Origin of the sequence: uncultured Parabacteroides sp., assembly GCF_947855115.1 — a bacterium.
In the GTDB taxonomy this organism is placed as follows: domain Bacteria; phylum Bacteroidota; class Bacteroidia; order Bacteroidales; family Tannerellaceae; genus Parabacteroides.
In genome coordinates this window covers 1-21,502 of the sequence record NZ_CANTZW010000043.1, presented here as the reverse complement: position 1 = coordinate 21,502, position 21,502 = coordinate 1, and the positions used below count along the sequence as shown (strand labels likewise).

Genomic DNA, 21,502 nt, shown 5'->3' with positions numbered 1-21,502 from the left:
TGTTATTAAGATATAGTGTTTTTCATGGTATTAGAATTAAGTTAGATTAGGTTATCCGTCTTGTTCGTGAGAATAGGGCGGTTTTCCTGTTTATAGGGGTTTGTACTTTGAGGCGGTCAGGATTTCTTGGGCGTCGTTGTTTTGCATTAACGCCTCCGGGGTAGATCCCGTCTCCTTCATGTACTGGTTGACGATCTGCCAGCCTATCCAAGTTCCGATGTTTTCGGGAGCTTCGTTGTCGGGGAAGATAACGGGGGTATCCTCGAAATATTGAGAGGTCGCCAGTTGATCCGGGGTATAAAGATGTTTACGCTCGATGATCGCTTTCCAGATCGCCCCCTCGTTGTCCTTGCACCAGTTGTAGGCTTGTTCGGTGTATCCCATCAGCCCGGCGGCATCGGGAGTATCTAAGGCTTGCGAGATCAGGTATTTTATTTTTCCCTCGTAAATCATCCGGTCTAGCAATACGTTCTCTTTTCCAGCGAAAGGATATTCGGACATGAGCCAACCCGCCAGATAATCCGGGACCGCGAGCCCACGTTGCATCTTCAGTTTCTGGGAGTCGTAGAAGAAGTCTTGATACAAGGGATAATCCTTCCCCATATACTTATCGATGGAAAGGGAAAGCAAGCTGTCGCCCACCAATACGTTCTGGTTAAAACCGGATACGTGCATATAGATGGCCGGGATCTGCATCGAAGGAAAGTTCTCCTTGAGATAGGCGAATCCGTATCCCAAGGATTTCTCGATATCTTCCACGGAATCATATTGGGCGATAGCGTCGCGATATAAGCCTTTCAAGGTAGGCTCCGAGTAATAATTCAGCATTTTCTCGAAGAAACCGGGAGTCTCGATACTTTGCAGGTTTAATATGCCTTTCCCGATGATATCCAGCATTTCGGGGTATTGACTGGCCAGCTCGGATTGCAAGGTCGTGTCCCTTGTATCGATCAGACGGAATAAATCCTTGTCGAAACGGTTGATGTGCAAGGGTTCGACGGTGGCGTAGTTGATCGTATTCGCGCTTTGTCCGTTACAGCTTAATAGCGTAGCGGACAAGATGCAGGCCATGATGAGTTTTGTAATCATATCTTTCATATAAATGTAATATAATAAGAAACGAATCATAGGGGGTAATATTGTGTGACTGGTATCTTATTACTACCTTTGCGTCCCTTTTATTCAAGATTCATCATGAGATATACGAACAAACAAATTCTGAAGATCACGTATCCGGTGTTGATCAGCTTGCTCATGGAGCATATGATCGGATTGACGGATACCGCTTACCTAGGACGTGTGGGCGAGGTGGAGCTGGGAGCTTCCGCCTTGGCGGGTGTCTATTACCTCGTGATTTATATGCTGGGTTTCGGTTTCAGCGTGGGTGCCCAGGTGTTGATGGCACGCCGTAACGGTGAGGGGGAGTATAAACGGATCGGTGAGGTTTTCACGCAAGGTGGCCTGTTTCTTTTCCTGCTGGCGGCGGTGTTGTTCATGGCCTCTAACCTTTGTACGCCCTATCTGCTTCACCGGATGATCGGCTCGGAAGAGGTATACCGGGCGACGATCAGTTATCTGGATTGGCGGGTGTATGGTTTCTTCTTCTCTTTCATCGCTGTGATGTTCCGTGCGTTCTACGTGGGTACGACAAATACGAAGATATTGACAGCCAATTCGGTGGTGATGGTGCTTACCAACGTGGTCTTGAACTATATCTTGATATTCGGTAAGTTCGGTTTCCCGGCCTTGGGAATAGCGGGTGCCGCTATCGCTTCCTCTATCTCGGAGGGTGTGTCCGTGCTTTTCTTCGTGATTTATACTTGGAAAAAGGTGGATTACCGGAAATACGGCCTGTTCCGTTTCACGAAGGTAGACTTCAGGATGCTGGGGCAGATATTAAATGTGTCTGTCTGGGTGATGATCCAGCATGGGATCGCCTTCGGGGGATGGTTTGTCTTCTTTATCGCCATGGAGCATCTGGGTGAGCGACCGTTGGCGATTACGAACGTGGTACGTAGTATCTCCTCGTTCCTGTTTATGTTCGTGAACGCTTTCGCCTCCACGAATAGCTCGCTGGTGAGCAACTTGATCGGGGCGGGGGAATCGGACCGGGTGCTCCCGCTTTGCCGGAGGATGATCGGGTTGTGCTATGCGTTTGTGTTGCCGATAGGTATCTTGATCGCTATATTTCCCTCTATCGTATTGCGTATTTATACGGACAATCCGGATTTGATCGCTAGCTCGATCCCATCGTTGTGGGTGATGCTGTCTTCTTATCTCTTCGCCGTTCCCGGCTTTATTTATTTCTTTAGCGTGTCGGGTACAGGCAATACCCGGCGTGCGCTGGAGATTGATATGGCTAGCATATTCGTGTATGTGCTATACATACTGTATATAGCCGTATGGTTGCGTGCGGATGTGGCTGTCTGCTGGACTACGGAGTATGTATATAATATCATGATCCTTTCTTCTTTCTTCTATTTGTGGAAAGGAAACTGGCGTGGCAAGAAAATATAGTTTTTTTGAATTTAACTTTTGGAGAGGCTATTTCTTGATCAATACCGTGATTCTCAAGGATAAATCAAAAAAGACCATCTTGGCGTTCACGTTCTGCGTGATATGACGTTCCGCTTTCGCCAATTCTTCCATCAGGTCGATCACGTTTCGCTCGTTCACGAAAGGAGAGAACTTGACGGAGAAACTAGCCTCGTCCAGATTCATGTAATTAAGTTCCGGCGATTGGAATCGGTACATGAAATTCTCCCGGATCAAATGCTGGCAATAGGAGAGGAAGTTTTTCTGTCGTTCCCGTCCGATCCCTGCCATGACATCTGCCATCGCTTTCATTCCTTTTACGTTTCGTGCCCATGAGTTTCGCATCATGGTCTTGAATTGCTCCAGGAAGAATTTATTTTCCTCACCCAGGCTGATCGCTTCCATCGCCTTGATAAAATTACCGGAGGATAGATGCGCTATGTGTTTCGCGTCCTCCGGCGAGAGCCCGAAACGGGATATCATGGCATTCTTGATCGCTTCGGTCTCGATGGGGCGGATATGGATGCGTTGCGCACGGGATTGGATAGTTCCGAGAATGAGGTCTGGAGTCTCGGATACCATAAGGATAGCCGTCTTCTGGGGAGGTTCCTCTATGATTTTCAAGAGCTTGTTGGCGCAGGTGGGATGTAGTTTCTCCGGTAGCCAAACGATCAGGACACGGTATTCCGCCTCATAAATCTTTAGGCTTAGTTTGTGGATGATCTCATCGCTTTCCTTGGAATAGATGATCGCCTGTGAGTTTCCAGCCTCGATATAATCCAGCCATTCATCCATATTGAAGTAGAGATGTCCTTTAAGGAATCCTCGCCACTCGCCGAGGTAATCATCGCAGACCTCTTTCTTTTTCTCTTTCTTGGCGACGATCGGGAATACAAAATGTAAATCGGGATGTGCCAGCTCGTCATACTTAAGGCATGACGGGCAATGCCCGCAAGCGTCCGTATCTGTCCGGTTCAAGCAATTCAGGTAACGGGCGTAAGCCAAGGCCAGCGGAAACGCCCCGGCTCCTCCTTGCTCCGTGAATAACTGCGCATGGGGTACGATCCCTGTCCGGGCCGATTGCCTCAATCGTTCCTTCACCTCCTCTTGTCCGATGATATCTTTAAAGTACATGAGATTTTCCTTTTCTTAATAGAATAAGGAACGAAGTTACGGAAAAGTATTCAGATATCAAAAGGCAAGGGATTTTTGCGATTTATGACTTTTTTCTGTTGTTGAATGGTGCGATAGTCGTTCTTTCCGTATAATGCGCTGATACCTACGATTTACTTATTTTTTGTAAATATCGATTGGCAGATGTAGTGTAAAACCAAGAACGGGTATAGTAATAAGTCAAGTCCAATAAAGAATATGTATTTCATCGCCTTAAATTTTTTTTAATAACCATGTTTCGTACTTGATTGTTCAATCGTGTACGCTTATTAGACAACTCAACGTGTAAAAACCCCTACTCGGGTTTGAAAAAAATACTATCTTTACAAAATTTGATAATTAAGGCGTAGAATCATTATAGATTATATAGGAGGATATGAGATGAAGTTATGCAATCTTATTTGTGGAGTTCTTTTATTGTTCTCGGTTACTGCATCGAGGGCTTCGGATATAGACCGTCAGTACCATTTGTTGGCTCACCGGGGTGGAGTGACAGAGAGTGGCATACATCCGGAAAATAGCCTGGCGGCGTTGGATGCGGCTATAGAAAGGGGGTATTCCGGCGTTGAGATCGACGTGAGGCAAAGTAAGGATGGGAAATTATTTTTGTATCATAACCGGACTTTCGAGCGGGATTATGATTCGAAAGCGAGAGCGGAGGATCTGACTTGGGCCGAGATTCAAAGACTTCGTCCTTTGCGAGAGGATGGAAAGGTGCCGGTGTCTATGGAGGAGTATTGCAATTATTGCAAGGGAAAACTATCGGAATTGATGATCGATATTAAAGTAGATAAGCCGTCTCTTGCTTTTTATCAAGAGGTGGAACGTATTCTTACGGAGACCGGTTTTCTGGAATCTTCTTATTTCATAGGTCATGGCGAGTATTTCCTTGGTAAGGCGAAAATAACGATGCTGATTCGTGAGAAGGATGAATTTTTCAAGAAATATGGCGATAAAACGAAAGACTATTATTTCTTATTTGCCGGGATCGACGAGATTAACTCTCGTCTTATCCAATGGTGCGAGAAAGAAGGAATTCAAATCATGGCTTGTGTGAATCGACCTTATCGTGAACCTCTCACCCCGGAAAATATAGAGAATGCGGGGAAAGACCTGGAATGGTTGAAATCGTGGGGAGTGAAGTATTTTCAGATTGATTCGGATTATGACAGGCCTTTTAGAGCTGGCAAATAAAAAAACGGGTAGGAGGTAGGCCTGAGAAATGTACGTGCCGTGAGAGGTTGAGAGATATTGAAAGCCAAACAGCTTGATCAAGATTTTATCAAGTTGTTTGGCTTTTTTTAGGTGTTACTTCTTCTTTATCTTAATATATTTCTTTCGCTATTTTATAGACACTGTCTGAGGCCATCATCGTATAAAAATGCAAGCTGGGCACACCATGGGCAATCAAGTCCTTACACTGTTGCACGCACCATTCCACGCCTACTTCTTTCGCTTCAGCGTCATCTTTGCATTTGCGTAATTCTGCGGCGAAAGGTTCGGGAATATCCGCGCGGAATATCTTCGGAAGAACGGTTAATTGGTTCTTGAAGACGATCGGCTTGATACCGGGTATAATAGGGATCGTGATGCCTTCCGCACGGCAACGGTCTACGAACGCATAGTACTTATCATTATCGAAAAACATCTGGGTCACCAGGTACTCCGCTCCATTTTTTACCTTTTCCTTTAAGTAATAGATGTCGGATTCCATATTGGGTGCTTCCTCATGTTTTTCCGGATAGCAAGCCATGCCGTAAGAGAATGGGGTCTCGATACCATCTATTTTGGAACCATCTAACGCGATACCTTCGTTGAAATGATTGACTTGTTGTTGTAAGTCTGTCGCATGGTCGTGATACAGTTCCGTATTCTGTTGGGAGGCCTCTAGTGTTTTTATATCTCCCCTTAATAATAAAAGGTTGTTTACGCCAAGAAAGTTTAAATCGATCAAAGCGTATTCTGTCTCGTCTTTCGTAAAACCTTTACATATGATATGAGGAACGGCAGGGATACCATATTTGTTTTGGATAGCCGAGGCGATCGCCACGGAACCCGGCCGCTTCCGGATATTTACTTTTTGGAAACTTCCGTCTGGTAAGGTTTTATAGACAAACTCGCTATGATGGGAGGTGATATTTATATATTTAGGATCAAATTCCCTCAACTTGTCGATTACATTATACACTTTCTGGATACTGTTACCTTTCAACGGCGGTAATATCTCAAAAGAAAAAGCGGTACTCTTACTATTCCTTATCAGGTCAATAACTTTCATCGTGACTTAATTATTTTGGGTACAAATGTAACAAATTTCTTGCTAACGCAGCCTTTATTTACTATAGGTTGATATCGGGCTGAAAAACATGTACGTCTTTTCTCAAAAACACGTACGAGTATTTGGAAAAACATGTACGTGTTTTTTAGGAAAGACGGAGACTTCCACCGTGTAACTCGCTCCTACCGGCAGCTTGTATGAAAGTAGTCTTTGATTCGTTCCGTTCTGCTTTCGCCACCCGCATAATCGGCATATTGAATCTCCCCCTCCGGTACAAGGATTATTTTTATTACTGCCAGTCCTGCAAAATTATAGAGCATAACAGATATTTCCTGATAAATAGAGGTATATAAACTCAAGTAATATATATTAATATGAGTGTTTTTGTAAAACAAAAATTATTTGAGGAGTTTTAACTATCCTTGCAAAAGATTGACATAGAGTGAATGTCGCCCATTACAATGGGTAATCAATCAGACAAAGATGTTTAACCATAAAATGATAAAAAGAAACAGAGAGTAGAAATGTATGAAACGTAAAGGATTCGACCACTCTAGGAGTTGTCATCCACAGTCTAATTTAAATGAATTAAAAGTATAAACAATTAGGAAAAGCGTTTCCATCCGTATTAAAATTAAAATATAGAATTGAGCTTTTAGCTTTTGTTCTCGCGAATGGTTACACGCCTTTATTTTTTTATTTTAAGTAAATGGATCCGTTAAAAAAAATTTTCGTCACCATGCTCATGTCATGTAGTTTACTTCCACATGGCATGATGGCCCAGCAGGAAACAGCCAATAAATGGTATTGGGGTATAGCCGGAGGTTTTCACTCAAGCCATATGACCTTTTCTGAAATTGACAAGGAGTATTTCCCCACAAATAATAATTTAAACAGCGGTGTATTCTCTTTGTTCGTACAGGGAGAGTTTGGTAAACAAAATCAGTTTGGTATTCGTCCGCAAATCTCCATTCTCAACCGAGGAGGTAAACTCTCCGAAATCTATAATGATAGTTACGGGGGGGTAATAGATGATATCAGCTATATATTGAAAGCCAAATCCTTCGATCTACGTGTACCTCTTATTTATAATTTCGGTAAGGCCGCGTCTACCATTCGTCCCTATGTGTTCGTTGCTCCCGTATTGGGGATCGTGACTGGCGGTGATATAAAGTTGCAACAAGATTATAAAGACCATAGTTACGAGGGATATAAACTAGGTGTCTCGGATGCGAACATGTCTTCAACATATTTCGCGGGACAAATAGGCGCGGGCCTGAAATTTGCCATTCCAGTTGCGGGCAATCATTGTTATCTGGGCCTCGAAGCCAACTATGAGCTAGGTTTTACTGACACATACGGTAAAAAAGAGAAAAATGGAGAGGCCAATGATGTAGCCAATTTGTTCACGAGGAACTACCAGATAAACGGTACACGGAAGCTCTCAGGTTTCGAGCTTCAAGCCGTCCTATCAATTCCTTTTGATATCTTTAAGGCTAAGAAGAAAACATCACGGTATGTCCCACCGGTTGTCGTAAAAGAGTTCGTTGAGACCAAACCCGCGGAAATCCCCGTCGCGGAAGAAAAGCCATGCTATACATTGGAGGAAATCATCACACTTATGGCCAGAAATGAGAGTGTTGAAGGAAAAACAATTTGCGCGGTGGATGCAATTCATTTCGATTTCTCGAAAAGCACGATCAAATCTGAATCATATGAATATCTTGATAAACTGGCGACAACCCTGATACGGATGAACAAGCGCATTGAGGTGAAAGGGCACACAGATAGTGTCGGATCAGACGATTTCAACATGAATCTCTCGAAAGAAAGAGCGGAAGCCGTCGTTGAGTATCTCGTTCAAAAAGGAATAAGTCGCGACAAACTCACTTATAGTTATTACGGGAAATCCAAGCCTTTGACAACCAATTCGACAGATGAAGGCCGGGCTATGAACCGCAGGGTGGAATTTACAATATTGAACTAATTTAAACGGAGGACTTTTTATGAAGATTTTTTTTCACATAACTTCTATCATGTTCTTTATGATAGCGGCCGTATTCACATCGTGCATAGACAGTGGCGATGACACGATCATACTGGAAAGTGGAAACAGCACGGGTATTCCAGATGATAGCTTGGCAGATGAGAATCCATCCATAAGCACACCAACGACATCAATCCCCAACATCCAATATACGGTTGAGACAGATGGGGCCGATGCTATCGTGCGAATAGATATGACAGGAATACAGGACGCCAATTCCTATGATTGGTTACGGTTGGTTGGAACTGCTCAAAGCGGACAAAATATCTGGTTATCGGTAGACGGGATGCCTAAAGGAATATTGGTATATAATAATGCCGATGATAATGAGGAAGACCAAGAGCTTGCGGCAGATCTTGTGTTCATCGTAGATAACTCAGGAAGTATGCAACAGGAAGCCGATGCCATCGCACGGGACATTGTTTCCTGGGCACAAACCTTATCGGCTTCCAGCCTTGATATACAATTCGGTTGTGTAGGCTATTCCGAGAACGGGAGGATTAATGGCGCGATCAATCTGACTGACGTAAATTCTCTTAGCGCCTATTTAAACCGAAGTACAGGCACAGGACGCACAAAAGGTTTTTCCGGTTCTGACGCATCCGTTTTGAGTAACGCGGCATCTGGCTATAGCGTAAGTGACGAATGTGGAGGAATGGCATTGCGTTATGCGGACGCAAACATTAGTTTCCGTACGGGTGCAAATCGCATATATGTGAATTTTACGGATGAACCCAACCAAGCGAGCGGAAAACAACAATATTCAGTAGAATATTTTGCGAGCCAAGCAAATTGGAATACCAACCAAGGTACAGTCCATACGGTCTATAGCGCAGATACAACATTTACAGAAAGTCGATATTCCAGAGAAAAGCCGTGGCGTATATCTCAATATACCGGAGGAACCACGCTTATTGCCCCTTCTGATTTCTCCGGGGTTACATTAGAGAACCTACCAGTCACGGGAGCGATGACAAACTCATATATCATTCGTTTTACCAACATTAGAGAATTCATGGATGGGAAATCTCATTTAGTGAAGATTACCATCTTGTCTGAAGATGGGAAAACAAGGGCTGAAAGAGCATTCTATATGACCTTTGGCACAAATAATCAAGAGTAAAACGCAATCTTATAAGTATGAGAATTATGGCTGAAACCAGCCATAATTCCTTTTCCGTATCATCCACAATCATATTCCACAGAATTGAACGCTATCAGAGAAAATCGAATTAAATATTTGAAATTAATTGTTCCTGATTGCATTTTTTCTTATATTTATGGGGTAATGTTAATATTAAAATGTGATGCTTATGAGAATAGTTTTGTTTTTTCTATTCTATTCCCTTTGCTTTTCTCGCATTGGCATTTCGCAAAATATAAATAAAGATTCTGTTTCTTTCATGCATTCCTATGGGATGATTGACGAAAACGATTCTTTGAGCGTTTTATTGGCTAATGAGTTATATCGCATGTCTGTAAATGCAAGAGAAGAAAAATATCCTTTATTTTATGGTGGATCGTATATAGATTGTGACAGTATCGTATTTCTTCTGTCTAATACTGCATCTTTCGCAGAAATTATGACTATCGCGACAGATAACTCATTGCCATATTTACGATTAAAATCGTGTGATGTACCATATAAAGAATTATTAAAAGTGGAAAGACTGTTGCATGATTTTTACTTCAAGAGGTCAAACAGGAAAATAATAAAAGATATCATCGGTTGGAGTTCCTGGCATGTGTCGGTTCCGGATAACAAAGTATTGATTTGGTTGGAAGAGTGTACAGACAGGAAAATAGAGAACTTTAAAAAGTACGTTTTAAACTCTCCTGTGCTTTTATTTATGGAAACGGATAAGAAAGTACATATATAGTTGAATTTGCAAAATACCTTTGTAGAAAATAGAATTATATCACAAAAACAGCCTGCCGATTATTACAAAATGATATTGCGTGCCTGGCTGATCGGTACGGTTCTCCCACCATGCGGACAAATCCCGGTAACAAAATGATTTTTGTACTAAAGTAGGGTATACTACTTTCAGGTAACAATATCTATAAAAACTTTCAATGTCTTTTAGGGAGTTTTTGTTGTCGCTTTGTTATTCAATCTTCCGGAATTAATAATATTAACAAATCGAAACTCCATTGAGTGAAGGCATAATTTGTCTTTGTGTGCTCTCCCTTTAGGGGACGAGAGGGGGATTGCACGTTCTTGTTCCAGTTTTTGCAGACGAGCGTTTTCTTCCTCTTGCCTACGCCTTTGCTCTTCTTTTTCTCGTTTCTTCTTGAAATAATCCAATGGCCACATAATACATTGACTTTAATATTATTAAACGAGAAGCGTGGAACTGCAATATCTGATATTTGAGAAGTTGGATAAGTCCGAAAATGAAAAAAAGAGCTAAATAAGTGCAAATATAGCCACTAATATTCAATACTTTATGTGGTATCAAATTCGGGAATGACTTTTTAATTTGTCTTAATTCGTTGCAAGTTTCTTCGGGATATATGGGAACATATTCGGGAATTTATATACCTTTGTTATGTAATCAAAAAAGGTATAGCAAATGAAAATTTCCGTCTATCTGAAAAAATGTTCCGCGACCACTTCAAACATCTGCTTCCGGGTACGGGAGAAGAACGTGGACATCAAAGTGGTTTCCCCATTGCGGTCCATGACAAGTATTGGGATGCCGATACCTTATGTTACAGGCGAACGACTGCCGTGACGGCCATTGAGCAGAAGCGGGTGCCCGAACAGATCGCCGCCATCATCGAGAGAGCGGAAAAGACCTTCTCGGAGAAAGCTGACGGCAAATGGATGAAACAGGTCATTGAGGATGTCCTGCATCCCGCGCGAGCTTTCGAGCGTGATCACCCGAATCTGCTCCACCGCATCCACGAGTACCTGGAAAAATATGACGGCGCGGAAAGAACCAAGGAGCACATCGTCCGCTTCGAGCGAACTATGACCAGGTATCACGAGTACCGGCGTGAATTATTGGGCGATACTGACTTCACGCTCTTCGTTGAAACTGTCACCCTGGGGCAGATGAACGACTTCAGGGAGTACGTCACCAACGAGTACCTGCTCCGCCAGGAGTATCCTGACTTTTATACTCCCCGTATGCTCATCAACCACAAGCCCAAGCCTCTATCCAACACGACCGTCATCAATATCATGAACCTTTTCTGCACTTTCCTGCACTGGTGCAAGAGAATGAAGTATTCCGACAACGAAGTCTATGCGGTTTATGGCTGCAAGGAACCGACCTACGGCGACCCGTTCTACCTCACATCGGAAGAGAGGAATGTCCTGTATGACGCTGACTTGAGCGACTGCCCGAAACTGGCTGTCATCCGGGACATTTTCGTGTTCCACTGCTATGTCGGTTGCCGTGTCGGTGATCTCTACAGGATGACCAAGGAAAACATCAAGGACGGTTTTCTGGAGTATATGCCTCAAAAGACAAAGAAGTGCCAGGCGAAAACCGTCAGGGTCCCATTGCATGAAAAGGCGGTCAGAATACTGGAACGCTATAGCGGGAATACCGGCAAGCTGCTTCCGTTCAAGCCCATCAACACTTACAATCTGGGTATACGGGAACTGCTGAAACATTGTGGCATCGACCGCAAGGTAACCATTCTTGACACGCACGGCTACAACACCGTACAGAAGCCCTTGTACGAGGTGGCCAGCAGCCACACGGCACGCAAGACCTTTGTAGGCAACCTGTACAGGCAGGTTCCGGACCCCAACCTGATAGCCTCTATGTCAGGCCACGTGGAAGGCAGCAGGGCCTTCCGGCGTTACCGGACGATAGATGATGACATGAAACGAAAACTTGTGGAAATGATAAACTGAGGAGGATATATACATGAAAGTAACTGCATTTATCAGAAAGACATCGGCTAAAAACAACGTGACGGATCTTGCCCGAGTCTATTTCCGTGTCCGGGATATCGGTGGTGTGGACATAAAGGCCGCGAGTGAGCTGTCCATCAACCCGAACCATTGGAGCCCGGAGAGACAAGGTTACAAACCACGTGTGGCTCTTGTCTCGGAAGAGAAGAAGAACGCTTTCGACAGGGATATCCAGCAAATCACTCACCTGATCACCAGGGAATACTACCGTGGAGTTGACGGGAACTGGCTCAAGGGGCTGATAGAAGAATACCATCACCCCAACATCAATGCAAGGGGTGGCAACAAGACAGAGGAATACCTGTTGTCATACCAGATACAAAAATATGTTGACGAGACCCCGCTAGCGTTCGAGAGCCGGAAACATCATCTTGACAATCTCAACAAGGTACTCCGTTACGAGCGTTTCCGCCATGAGGTCATACACCAGAGGGGTTTCCATCTTTGCATTGACTCCATCACGGCAGATGACATAAGGGATTTCAAATTCTGGCTGCAGGAGGAGCACAAGTACGTTGACATGTATCCCGTGTTTTACCAGAACGAGGTCCGCCGCAATGTCGAGCAGGTACGTTCCGAGAACAGCATGTCGGGAAGCCTGTACCGCGTACGCACTGTCATCAAATGGTGCATCAAGCGTGGCCTTACACGAAATAATCCTTTCGACCAGTACCAGATCGCGCAGCCCATGTACGGTGATCCGTTCTACCTGACGCTTGAAGAACGTGACAAGGTATATTATGCCGACTTAAGCGGCATGGGTGCCAGCTATCCGGTCTATCGTGACATCTTCATGTTCCAGTGCCTGATCGGTTGCCGTGTCAGTGACCTGAACAGGCTGACCAAGGCGAATATCGCGGATGGTTGCGTGGAGTACATTCCCCAGAAGACCAAGCTGGAGCACGCGGGCACGGTACGGGTCCCGCTTAACCAAAAGGCTTTGGATATACTGGAAAGGTACAAGGGCCTGGAAGAAGCACTGCTTCCGAGATTCTCGCATTTCGGCTACAACAAGAAAATAAAGGAGATTCTCAAATACGTGGGAATCGACCGTATGGTCAGGGTGCTCGACCCGAAAACACGCGAGGATGTGGCAAGACCATTGTACGAGGTGGCCACCACCCACACGGCGAGGAAGACTTTCATCAGGAACCTGTACAAGCAGGTCAAGGACCCGAACCTGATTGCCTCCATGTCCGGGCACTCTGAAGGTAGCCGTGCCTTTGCCCGGTACCGCAAGATAGACGATGAAATGAAGAAGGAGCTGGTAAACCTTCTGGACTGACCGTTCCTTTTTTTCACCTATCCTTTTACATCCACCGATAATGCAATATGAATATGGACGAGCAGAAATTGACATACGAACAATTCAAGGAGGATATTCTCCAGTGGAAGAACACGCACCGTGAAGAATACAACCGCTTCTCGCGCCTGATGACAAACGGTGACGAGAGGCAGTATCTTGCCATCTGCAAAGCCATATTCAGGTAACTCCCCGGCATCAGGCGGGAATGGGAATTGTCCTGGAACGATGACAGCACGGATGGCCTTGCAAATATAAACATGCAGTTCGCGGAGAATGCGGTACCCGGGCAGATCGTGGAGCTGTACAGGAAACAGAGGGAGGAAAACAGTCCTCTGCCCGACAACATTCCACCGGTCACATTCTGGGGCAGAATAAAGTCCTTTTTCAGCGGCAAATCTTACAAGCCAGGTGTCACCCTTTCGGCACCGCTCGTGTTGAGCTGGCTGTATTATGGAAAGAGTTTTGAGGCGATGGTTTCCATGATAGAGAAACAGATGAAGAACCTGAAAGCTGACAGGCTGGGCTGTTCCCTTGTCGTCAAGCAGATAATAAACGTATCCATCAGGAGCGGTTTCCGAACCCGGGCAGACTGGAACAGGTATTTTACCATGAACAGCGCCATTGAAAAAGGTAGTGTCGGTGAATGGGCCTTGCAGACCATCACGGCTGACATGGGAACCGATGAAGAAAGCAGGGAGACGGTTACAACCCGGACTGAAGACAGCGGCAGGGAACCTGTTGTACAATGCGTGGCCGGAAAGAAAAAAATCCAGGAACGGCCGCTTGTCGATTATCTTGATCACGAGAACAAGGAAGTTGTATTACAACATATCCGTGACTTTATTTCCGTCAATACAAGTGCCATTCATCAGGCATTACCGTTCTATGTATTGAAGGAGTTTGGTCTGGTTGCCGGTATGCATACAGCCAAGGAGTACAGCATGGGACTGACATTGCAGTTCCCGGATTTGCCATCATTGAAAAGCGAGAGTGCCATACGGCAGTCGGTCGGATTCCTGAGAACGGCAAAACATGTGATCAAGGACGGCAAAGACCAGATGGCACCCCTGATAGAGAGTGACGAGAACCGGGAACTGTTCCAGAAATTGGCACAGGCTATCAGTAATATCCCAGGTACAGGCACGATGACCATTGCAGAGAAATAAGGCCAATTATAACCTTTTCACGTTGTCACACGGACTTATATTGTCATGACAATTTAAGACAAATCACTATATATCAATTACTTTCAATTCATGCATAGTTTTGCACCGTCAATCCTTTCCCGAGGGTTGGCGGTGCTTCTCTTTTATAAGCCATCGGAAGCGGGGCACCAGGGAACTTTTGTAGATGGTCATCACAAACTTCAAAACTGATATTTATGATTACCATAGAGAGTCTGGTCGAGCAGGGAGCGAACGTGAAACTAGAAGTCACTCCCGCGGACCTTAAAATGTTCGCTGAATCCATCGTGCAACGTACCATCATGGCGCAACAGGAAGAACAGAGAGCCGCGATACTGCGTGAAGCGGAGGAGACTTATCTCAACACCAAACAAGTCCGTGAGTTGCTGAACGTGTGCGAGGGCACGCTCAACTTGTGGGCGAAGCGTGGCTATCTCGTACCGGTCAAGGTAGGTAACAAGAACATGTATGCCAAGTCCGATGTACGCCGGGTACAGACAGGCAACAAGTCCGAGAGTGTAACATCCTATTGCAAGAGAAAAAATGTGTGATATGGCAACCGGCAGGCTTGAACTGTGTAACAGAATCCGCATGGAGGCGGAGGATATTGAAAGAACAGGATTCCCGCTGGAGGTCCTGCCCCAGGCCGTGCAGTCTGTCATACTCGATATGTCCACATACGAGAACTACAAGATCGAGTTCATCGCGACGGCCATGTTGTCGGCTGTATCCGCGGCCCTGGGAGGCGCATACCGTATCCGCATCAAAGGAGACTGGCAGAGCAGCGGAGCGTTGTACATCATTCTGGTAGGCAGGCCAGGACTGGGCAAGACCCCACCGCTGGAGGCTGCATATCGCCCGATCCGAAAACGTGACTATACCCTTTTCAAGGTGTACGAGGCAGAACTGGAGGCATGGAAAGCCGCGGGAGAAACCGGGAAGAAACCGGTTCTGAAACGTACTGTCGTCTCTGATTTCACTCCCGAGTCGCTTTTGCTGACCCACCACCACAACCCGAGAAGCGTGGTCATTCTGGTGGACGAGATCATGGGCATGTTCAATTCTGCCAACCGTTACACGAACGGGCAGCTAATAGAACAGCTTCTGACTGCATGGAGTGGCGGGGCTTTGGACGTTACCAGGGTAAACTCTCCTGTTCCTGTACACATAGAGCATCCATGTATAAATATCATCGGGACCACGCAGACCAAGCGTGTACACGAGCTTCTGAAAAAAGGTTTCGAGGAAAACGGGCTGCTTGACCGTATCCTGTTCGTGATGCCCAAATCCCCCAAGCTTTCCTCCTGGAAAAACCGGGATGACGATGGGGAAAGGACATCCCTGGCTGCAGTCCGTTGGGAGAACATATTGAACAAGGTCCTTGCATTGGACTATGACACCGAAGCGGAAGAAAAAATACCCCACGTGCTGTCTATGGACAGGGAGGCCAGGGAATATTTCTTCTCCTGGTGGAACAGGAAGGTGGAGCGTATCAACCGGATAGAGGATGATGCCGAGGTGGACAGCCGGGAAATGAAATATCCGGCTCATGTAGCCCGTCTGGCATTGATAATTCAGGTTTTGCACCACGCATCCGGTGAAAGTCACCTGCAGTTTATAGATGTATCATCGGTGAAAGCTGCCATACGGCTGAATGACTATTTTGAGGAGTCATACACGCGTATCCGTTCTTTCGTGGCGAATGACACCTGTGAAGACCCTCCAAAGATGTTGCTGTCGATGTTACCTGATACCTTTGATACAAAAACAGCAATAACCGTTGGAAAGGAACGGCAGTGCGTCAGCGAGCGGACTGTAATGAACTACCTGAAGGAGTTATGCCGCAGCAGGCTTCTCCGGAAATCAAAAGCCGGACATTACGAGAAAATCATGTATGATAAATCTATTAAATCCAATGAAAACAATGATGAATCATCCCCACGAAACTGCAACGTCTGATCCCTTGTTGCAGCCTGCAGTCTTTGCAGTTTTGCAGTTTCGAGAACCGAAAAGGGGAAATTCCTGCAGGACTGCAAGAACTGCAAACTGCAAATGGTGGTATTCATTTGCAGAAACACGTAATCGACAACATTATGAACGAATATAGATTCCATCTTCAAAAATACAAACCGGGCAGCAAGACCGTTTGTCCGGGGTGCGGAAGGAAGTCTTGCTTTACCCGTTATATTGACGAGACGGGAGAGATTTCTTTCCCGGGGTACGTGGGCAAATGCGACCACATCAACAGTTGTGGCTATCACTATTCCCCGAAAGAATACTTCCGGGACAATCCGTCAGCAAGGGAAACATCGGCTGGCCATAAAATGAACGGCAGTGAATTTGCGACAGTAAGGTATGCAGCCAAACAACCGCCAACAGAACAAGAACCGGAGATTTCTTATCTTCCCTATGATTTGGTGGAGCAATCCATGCGCGGGTACGACATCAACCCTTTGTACCGTTACTTCACCAAAGTGGCGGGCAAGGAGGAAGCCGGCAGGTTGTTCCATGTTTACAAAGTCGGCACGTCAAGGATGTGGAACGGTTCGACCGTGTTCTGGCAGATAGATGTCAAGGGTAACGTACGTGCAGGCAAGATTATGGGCTACGATACCGTAACCGGGCACCGGATTAAAGAGCCTTTCAGTCAAGTCAACTGGGTCCATTCCGTAAGAAAAGTGCCGGATTTCCACATGAAGCAGTGCCTATTCGGTGAACATCTGCTTTCGGACACTTCCGCTGCCATGTCAGCCAAGCCTGTAGCCATTGCCGAAAGCGAGAAGACGGCATTGGTTGCCGCCCTGTTCATCCCTGATTTTGTATGGCTTGCCACCGGGGGAATGCACGGCTGTTTCAACAACGAGGTCATGCAGGTGTTGAAAGGACGTGAAGTGATCCTTTTCCCCGATCTCAAGGCAACCGACGAATGGCGGCAACGGCTGCCAATGCTGGAGACTATCTGCAGGCGTGTCACCTGTTCCGACCTGCTGGAGAAGATGGCGACCGATGAACAGCGTAGACAGGGACTGGACATCGCCGACTTCCTGCTGATGGAGGACACGCCACAGATGATTCTCGCGAGGATGATAGAACGCAATCCCGCGTTACAGACCTTCATCGATACTTTCGGACTCGAACTAGTGGATGCAGAAAAAACGGAATGAAAGAGGAGCAATGGACAGCTTGCTGTCCCGTGAAAATGGGGTTGTAAAATCCCGTAGCTTATTAGGGCATTTTCACAGTCTCCGCTTTGCGTCCGGCAGTTAAAAAGCCCATAAGCCCGGGGCGCTCCTCAGGCTCCCGGGTATGCCTCCAGCAGTTTGACGGGATTTTACAACAAGAATAACAATAAAATAATGAACAGAAGATATGAGTAATACACAATACGCTGTCTGCCACCTGCAGCGTGGCAGCGGTAATGACAGTGGAATGTCATGCCATATAGAAAGAAAGGATGCCAAGGGAAAGATTTATGTACCGGTTAATGCCGATGCTGACCGGACACATCTCAACCGTGAGTTGGTCAGATTTCCCGATGGCGTGTCCAATCGCACCGAGGCGATACAGCGCCGCATCGAGACCGCCGGGCTGCGCCGCAAAGTCAGCAAGAACCAGACAAAGGCAATATGCGTAATGCTGACCGGAACGCATGAGCAGATGATGAAAATTGCCAATGACGGCAAACTGGGCAGTTGGATCGATGCCAATCTCAAATGGCTAAGGGAGACCTTTGGTGATGACAACCTTGTGTCCTGCGTGCTGCATATGGACGAGAAGACCCCGCACCTGCACGCCACAGTCGTGCCCATTGTAACCGGTGAGCGTATCCGCAGGAAGCGAGAGGGCGAAAAGAAATATGAAACGAAGTCCGGCCCCCGTCTGTCGGCGTACGATGTGATGCGTCGTACCAAATTGCATGAATACCAGAACGGTTATGCCAAAGCCATGAAACCGTTCGGATTGCAGCGTGGAATTGTCGGCTCTACCGCCAAGCATCAGACAAACTCGGAATATTACAGGCAGCAGGTAATCCAGTATGAAGAGGATATAGCCCAGTTACAGGCCGATGTGGAGAAGGCGCGAGAAGGCAGGAATACCATCCTCGCGTGGTTTGGCAAGGGAGACCTTGCCAAGGCGAAGAAGGAACTGACTGACAAGGACAGGCTGATTACCGAACTCAATAAACAGATTAAGGAACTTCAGGCAGAAAAGTCACGGTTGCAGGAACAACATAAATTAGAAATCGGAAAATTGCGAAACGGATATCAAAAAGAAATAGACAAGGCCATTCATCAGGTGGAAGAGGCAGAACGGCGGTCAAAAGAGAAAGATACAGTCATAGACAGGCAGCGAAAGCAGATAAGTTTGCTTGACCGCAAGGCCAATCCCCTGCGTTACAGCCTCTCGTCCGGTGCCGAGCTTGTACGTATCAATGTCTCAAACTATCGGAATCCGTCGCTCCACATCTGGACACGGGTCGGTGATGAACTTTTTGAGAACATCAAATTCCAGATAGACTATGATGTGGCCCAAAGACATTTCAACGGCCAGATCACGGACGAGGAATTTGTTAATACCGTATTTGAGCCACAGGAGCAGGTAAATGGAAAGCAGGCAGAGCTATTGGGTGCAGCTTTTACCCTTGCCGTTGGAGGACCGGCGGAGGTTCATGTCGGTACTGGTGGAGGTGGTTCTTCTTCGGAACTTCCGTGGAGAGATAAAGATAAATACTCCAAGAAACAAACAACCACAAGACGATGATTAAAGACATGTGAGGTATGGAATTAAAAAATAGAACCCATGGGAGCAAACAATTTGCAGAAAAGACAGGTATGTATCGAAAAATAATGCCTCTAAAACCTTTGTTTTTCAAAACAAAAGAGGTATCATATATCTAAAAATGGTATATGGCTATATCCGTGTTTCCACAGACAAACAGACGGTGGAAAATCAACGCTTCGAGATAGAGCGTTTCTGTAAAAAAGAAGGTCTAACTATAGATGGATGGATTGAAGAAACTATCTCTGGTACTAAAAATTATAACAAACGAGCACTTGGTAAACTTTTGAATCGAATTGTCAAAGACGATTTGATAATTTGTACGGAGCTGTCTCGGCTTGGTCGTAACCTTTTTATGATAATGGAAATACTCAACATTTGCATGAACAAAGAGAGTCGCGTTTGGACTATTAAAGATAATTACCGTCTTGGCGATGATATTCAAAGTAAAGTTCTTGCCTTTGCTTTTGGATTGTCAGCAGAGATAGAACGTAATCTGATTTCTCAACGAACAAAAGAAGCCCTTGCTCGATTAAAAAAGGAAGGACATCCAGTCGGTAGAGGTCAAGGTCAACGCAATAAACAGTTGAACGTAAAATGTGTAGCTAAGCACAAATACATAGAGAGTCAAATGGAAAAAGGAATAAGTGTACCACAAATAGCTAAGAAATTGAGAATTGCAAGAGGAACCCTATATCGCTATTTAGCATACACTGGGCTAAGAACACCAACAAAATCAAGGAATGGTAGATGGGAGCGTGGTATCTATTAACCGCCCGTTTTTTGAAGACTAATTCCGGCAAGAAAGGAGAAGGCATGCCCGTTGTCCGTAATCCTCAATTCTATTTTAGGGAGGGATTGTGTTGGAGTGATATTAATACGACGTTTCTTAAATGTAGAATTAAGCAAAAGAGTATTCATGATGTAAAAAGCATGAGTATTTTTGGCGTGTGCGATAAAGTTCCCGAAAAATATATTTTGTGTGTAATTAATTCGACCCTGATTAGCTATTACGTTGATACTTTTGTGAATAACACTCAGACTTTTCAAATAAACGATGCTCGGCAACTCCCAATTATAGTTCCTACATCTGAACAATTATCATTTTGTAACACCTTGGCAAAAACTGCAATAGTGCAAAAAATAAAAGGGAAAGAGTCTTCAAACACACAAAAAGAATTGGATGATTTTATAGCAAATCAAATCTTTGGTTTAGTATAGGGAGGGATTTTGTTGGATAGATGTCAACTCTACATATCTTAAAGCCAGAATTAAAGCGAATGGCGTTTTTGATGTTTTGAGTATGAGTCTATTCACAATGACGACCCTTCCTGATTGGTACTTTGTTGCGCTAATCAATTCTGAATTTATTAGTCTATATGTGGATAACTTTATCAATAATACTTCTCATTTTCAGATAAATGACGCTAGACAACTTCCAATAATAATCCCTCAAAAGGAAACATTTGAATCATTGCAAAAATTAGTTGCTGATTGTATCAGCCTCAAGAAAACTGTAACTACGGATGATTTCCTTATGGGAGAAAAACAGTATGAACTTGATAGATTGGTTCGTTTATTGTATGGAGTAGAGGATCCCCATTAATCCTCTACTCCATACAATATATCTATAATTGATATATACTCTCAACTATTAAATCATTAGCTCTTTCCACAGCATTGAGTTCTTCTGCAATATCTAAATCTGTCGCAATCCCTTTTGCTACAGACCGTTTCAATTCAAATGCTTTATCAAAGAGGCGTTTACATTCATATAGTTGCTCAATGGTTGGTGTCATAATTGGGATAAGTTTTGCATCACCGGTTGTACAATGTGATGTCGAATTTACAAGATTATCTACGTAAAATGCAGCAAATCTTGAATTCATAATCGAAATAAGATAATATTCCGGTGTTTGTTCTGTACATGAGAAAAAGCTCATGCTCTCAGTACTTTGAACCGTCTTTTCTTTCTTCTTACATTTCATGTACGTGGTCAAAACATTATTCCAACAAAATCCCTCCCTAAAGTAGAACGTATAACCTTGGTAACGAGCTTTCGGGTCTGTCTTCAAAAAGCGGACATTCTCTTTAGACCATGCAATAGCAAAAGGGGTCTCTAGATACCATCTATTACCGTCTTTATCTCCTTTGTCGTAAGGCACATAGTACGGCTTAGTGGTTGCTATTCCGTTCTCTTTTTCATCATTTGTCAAAGAATCCACATCTGCTATTTCGCAATCATCCACAATCTTATAAAGATAAC

The 21,502-nt window shown here is 44.9% G+C and carries 16 protein-coding genes and 3 pseudogenes; 15 read left to right on the top strand and 4 right to left on the bottom strand.

The features are described 5' to 3' along the window. Nucleotides 1-90: 90 nt before the first annotated feature. A complete protein-coding gene (locus tag Q0110_RS17360) occupies nt 91-1,089 on the bottom strand; it encodes a gliding motility protein GldB (protein WP_366139701.1) in 999 nt (332 codons plus the stop codon). A gap of 105 nt (nt 1,090-1,194) precedes the next feature. Between Q0110_RS17360 and Q0110_RS17355 the strand changes: the two genes are divergently transcribed. After that, a complete protein-coding gene (locus Q0110_RS17355) occupies nt 1,195-2,517 on the top strand; it encodes an MATE family efflux transporter (RefSeq protein ID WP_297909423.1) in 1,323 nt (440 codons plus the stop codon). Between the two features lie 27 nt (nt 2,518-2,544). Here the strand turns inward: Q0110_RS17355 and Q0110_RS17350 are convergent, their stop codons facing one another. Next, entirely contained in the window at nt 2,545-3,669 is a 1,125-nt protein-coding gene (locus tag Q0110_RS17350; RefSeq protein WP_297909420.1) for a DNA polymerase III subunit delta, read from the bottom strand. Between the two features lie 420 nt (nt 3,670-4,089). On the opposite strand from Q0110_RS17350, the gene Q0110_RS17345 reads away from it, so the two are divergent. Continuing rightward, nucleotides 4,090-4,902: a glycerophosphodiester phosphodiesterase family protein gene (locus Q0110_RS17345; protein ID WP_297909418.1), complete on the top strand. Its 813-nt coding sequence runs from the start codon at nt 4,090-4,092 to the stop codon at nt 4,900-4,902. Between the two features lie 130 nt (nt 4,903-5,032). On the opposite strand, the gene metF is transcribed toward Q0110_RS17345, so the two are convergent. Then, a complete protein-coding gene (gene metF, locus Q0110_RS17340) occupies nt 5,033-5,986 on the bottom strand; it encodes a methylenetetrahydrofolate reductase [NAD(P)H] (RefSeq protein WP_297909415.1) in 954 nt (317 codons plus the stop codon). 739 nt (nt 5,987-6,725) lie between these two features. Here metF and Q0110_RS17335 point away from each other — a divergent pair. The 13 genes and pseudogenes from Q0110_RS17335 to Q0110_RS17275 all read left to right on the top strand — a co-directional run bounded on the left by Q0110_RS17335 (nt 6,726) and on the right by Q0110_RS17275 (nt 20,842). After that, a complete protein-coding gene (locus Q0110_RS17335; RefSeq protein WP_297909412.1) occupies nt 6,726-7,973 on the top strand; it encodes an OmpA family protein in 1,248 nt (415 codons plus the stop codon). Nucleotides 7,974-7,992: 19 nt separating this feature from the next. Continuing rightward, nucleotides 7,993-9,156: a vWA domain-containing protein gene (locus Q0110_RS17330; RefSeq protein ID WP_297909411.1), complete on the top strand. Its 1,164-nt coding sequence runs from the start codon at nt 7,993-7,995 to the stop codon at nt 9,154-9,156. A gap of 190 nt (nt 9,157-9,346) precedes the next feature. After that, nucleotides 9,347-9,913 carry a hypothetical protein gene (locus tag Q0110_RS17325; RefSeq protein ID WP_297909408.1) on the top strand — a complete coding sequence of 189 codons (567 nt, stop codon included), beginning with the start codon at nt 9,347-9,349 and terminating at the stop codon, nt 9,911-9,913. A 696-nt stretch (nt 9,914-10,609) separates the two neighbouring features. Next, a pseudogene (locus Q0110_RS17320) lies at nt 10,610-11,907 on the top strand (site-specific integrase). 13 nt (nt 11,908-11,920) lie between these two features. After that, the gene (locus Q0110_RS17315; protein ID WP_297909403.1) at nt 11,921-13,252 is read left to right on the top strand and encodes a tyrosine-type recombinase/integrase; all 1,332 of its coding nucleotides are present in this window, start codon (nt 11,921-11,923) and stop codon (nt 13,250-13,252) included. Between the two features lie 47 nt (nt 13,253-13,299). Further along, a pseudogene (locus Q0110_RS17310) lies at nt 13,300-14,439 on the top strand (DUF6043 family protein). Nucleotides 14,440-14,654: 215 nt separating this feature from the next. Then, nucleotides 14,655-15,008 (top strand): helix-turn-helix domain-containing protein, encoded by a 354-nt coding sequence (locus Q0110_RS17305; protein WP_004328966.1) that lies wholly within the window; start codon nt 14,655-14,657, stop codon nt 15,006-15,008. Then, nucleotides 15,001-16,416, top strand: a complete 1,416-nt coding sequence (locus Q0110_RS17300; RefSeq protein ID WP_297909390.1) for a YfjI family protein — start codon at nt 15,001-15,003, stop codon at nt 16,414-16,416. The genes Q0110_RS17305 and Q0110_RS17300 overlap by 8 nt, the downstream gene beginning before the upstream one ends. Nucleotides 16,417-16,550: 134 nt before the next feature. Next, nucleotides 16,551-17,621 carry a DUF6371 domain-containing protein gene (locus tag Q0110_RS17295; protein WP_297909387.1) on the top strand — a complete coding sequence of 357 codons (1,071 nt, stop codon included), beginning with the start codon at nt 16,551-16,553 and terminating at the stop codon, nt 17,619-17,621. A gap of 205 nt (nt 17,622-17,826) precedes the next feature. Next, nucleotides 17,827-19,218 carry a MobV family relaxase gene (gene mobV / locus Q0110_RS17290; protein ID WP_297909384.1) on the top strand — a complete coding sequence of 464 codons (1,392 nt, stop codon included), beginning with the start codon at nt 17,827-17,829 and terminating at the stop codon, nt 19,216-19,218. A gap of 139 nt (nt 19,219-19,357) precedes the next feature. After that, a complete protein-coding gene (locus tag Q0110_RS17285) occupies nt 19,358-20,008 on the top strand; it encodes a master DNA invertase Mpi family serine-type recombinase (protein ID WP_297909381.1) in 651 nt (216 codons plus the stop codon). An 11-nt stretch (nt 20,009-20,019) separates the two neighbouring features. Continuing rightward, nucleotides 20,020-20,457, top strand: coding sequence for a DNA modification methylase (locus Q0110_RS17280; protein WP_297909378.1), 438 nt, complete (start codon nt 20,020-20,022; stop codon nt 20,455-20,457). A gap of 82 nt (nt 20,458-20,539) precedes the next feature. Further along, complete coding sequence (locus Q0110_RS17275; protein WP_297909376.1) at nt 20,540-20,842, top strand: hypothetical protein; 303 nt, start codon at nt 20,540-20,542, stop codon at nt 20,840-20,842. Nucleotides 20,843-20,864: 22 nt separating this feature from the next. Here Q0110_RS17275 and Q0110_RS17270 read toward each other — a convergent pair. Then, nucleotides 20,865-21,502: pseudogene (locus Q0110_RS17270) on the bottom strand (restriction endonuclease); the annotation flags it as partial.